The organism is Nocardia sp. NPDC060220 (assembly GCF_042727815.1).
Taxonomy (GTDB): domain Bacteria; phylum Actinomycetota; class Actinomycetes; order Mycobacteriales; family Mycobacteriaceae; genus Nocardia.
Genome location: NZ_JBHWZY010001046.1, coordinates 1 through 2131 on the forward strand (window position 1 = coordinate 1; position 2131 = coordinate 2131).

The 2131-nt window shown below is 68.0% G+C and carries 2 protein-coding genes and 1 pseudogene; 2 read left to right on the plus strand and 1 reads right to left on the minus strand.

Going from position 1 to position 2131, the window contains the following annotated elements; all coding sequences use genetic code 11:
* Positions 1–203: pseudogene (locus ACFWF3_RS33430) on the plus strand (hypothetical protein); the annotation flags it as partial.
* Between the two features lie 225 nt (positions 204–428).
* Positions 429–1478 (plus strand): neutral zinc metallopeptidase, encoded by a 1050-nt coding sequence (locus ACFWF3_RS33435; RefSeq protein ID WP_379317949.1) that lies wholly within the window; start codon positions 429–431, stop codon positions 1476–1478.
* On the opposite strand, the gene ACFWF3_RS33440 is transcribed toward ACFWF3_RS33435, so the two are convergent.
* Positions 1475–2131, minus strand: a 657-nt coding sequence (locus ACFWF3_RS33440) for an ammonium transporter (protein ID WP_379317951.1), incomplete at its 5' end; no start/stop codon positions are given. The genes ACFWF3_RS33435 and ACFWF3_RS33440 overlap by 4 nt on opposite strands.

Here is a 2131-nt window from a genome sequence, read left to right on the forward strand (position 1 = left end):
CCTCCTCGAAGGGCGGTGGTTCGCTGACCTCCTCGCAGGTCACGGTCGCCACCAAGGATTCCTACGGCCGCGGTGACGGCCCCGGCGACATGCGCGACCACGGCACCGCCGAGCGCGGCGGCCAGTGGTTCGAAACCGGCCTGGACCGCAACCTCACGGCCCAGTGCAACACCTTCACCGTCGCTGCGAGCGAAGTGAACTGAGGCATCCCGACTCTCCGCGCCTGCCGGGCTCGGGCGCCACACCGGTAGCGTGAGCGGCCGACGGCGGGGCGCGGGGTGAGTCAGCCCGTTCCCGGTGAGCTACCCATGTCCGTGCGTGACCAGTTGTCAGGTGATTCTATGTATCCCCCGCCTCCTCCGCAGCCGCCGTACGGTAGGCCCCTGCCGCCACCGTATGGCGGGCAGATGCCGCCGTATGGGGGACAGATGCCGCCGTACGGACAGCCGGCGATGCCGCCCTACGGCAGACCGTTGCCGCCGCCTTACGGCTATGCGCCGCAGGGGTATCCGCCGCCGCGTCGGGGTGGTTCGGGTGCGGTCGGTGCGGTGTTGACGGTGTTGACCGTGTTCGGGGTCATCGGGTTGCTGGTCGCCGCGGTGGCCCTGTCCGATCAGAGCTCGCCGGGCTCGGTCGCCAAGACGACGCCGCCGAGTTTCACCTACAGCTCGAATTCGCCGGTGCCGACCACGAATCCGACGACAGCGCGCGCTACGACCACCGCGCGCACCACGGCGCCGACAACGACCAAACCGGCGGGGCCGCAACCTGTTATCGCCCTCGGTCAGCATCCGCTGTTCAGCAACGACGACGCGGGCCTGACGAACATGGACTGCGATCTGCCGCGCTGGTCGACCGCCGCGGCGGTGGCCAAGGCGTTCTTCGCGGCGGCTCAGGTGTGCCTCGATCAGATGTGGCGGTCGAATCTGACCGCCGCGAATCTGCCCTTCCAGAGCCCGGGTCTGGTTGTCGCGGAACAGCCGTCGCAGCTGTCGTCGCCGTGTGGTGGTTCAACCAGCGACGCGTTCTACTGCAGTGCTTCGAGCACCATCTACATGTCGACGGAGGGGTTGGTGCTGCACAACACCCCGTATCCGCCGATGGAGGCGCTGTCGGTCTACGCCCACGAATACGGTCACCACATCCAGGGGCTCACCGGCCTGATGCAGGCCTCGTCGAACCAGCGTCGCGAGCAGGGCACGATGTCGGCGGGCGGGCTGGAGACCTCGCGTCGAATGGAGCTGCAGGCCAGCTGTTTCGGCGGCATGTACATCGGTTCGTCGGAAGCAGGCGGTTCGTGGACCTCGCAGGAGGGCTACGCCGCGGTGAAGCACAACTACAACCGCGGTGACGGCGACGGCCGCCACCGCGATCACGGCACCCCGGACCACAACGGCAACTGGTACAACCAGGGCTACTCGAAGAACCGCAATTTCGAATGCAACACCTGGTTGGCACCAGACGACGAGGTCAGTTAGTTGCCGTAGTGGCCCTCGCCGAAGCGGCGGGGCGAGGAGCCGTGCACCCCTTCGGCATAGGCGGTTTCGGCGTGGAGGGCGAAGTCGATGCCCGCTGTTTCGTCTTCCTTGCTCACCCGGAAACCGATGATCTTGTCGATGCCCTTGCCGAGTACCCACGAGACCGTGAAGGCGTAGGCCGCGACCACCAGGACCGCGACCAGCTGCTTGCCGAGCTGGGCGAGGCCGCCGCCGTAGAGCAGCCCGTTCACGCCGCCGGTCATCACCTGGGTGGCCAGCAGGCCGATCAGGACCGTGCCCACGATGCCGCCCACGAAGTGCACGCCGACCACGTCGAGCGAATCGTCATAGCCCGCTTTGTGTTTCCAGCCGACCGCGAACGAACACACCACGCCGGCGGCCAGGCCGACCAGCACCGCACCGAGGGTGTTCACCACGCCGCAGGACGGGGTGATCGCGACCAGACCGGCCACCGCGCCCGAGGCCGCACCGAACGTGGTGGGCCTGCCGTCGCGGATCTGTTCGACGATGAGCCAGCCGAGCATGCCGAGACTGCCCGCGACCAGGGTGTTCAGGAAGACCGCCGCCGCGGTGCCGGTGGCGCCCAGCGCGGAGCCCGCGTTGAAACCGAACCAGCCGAACCACAGCAGACC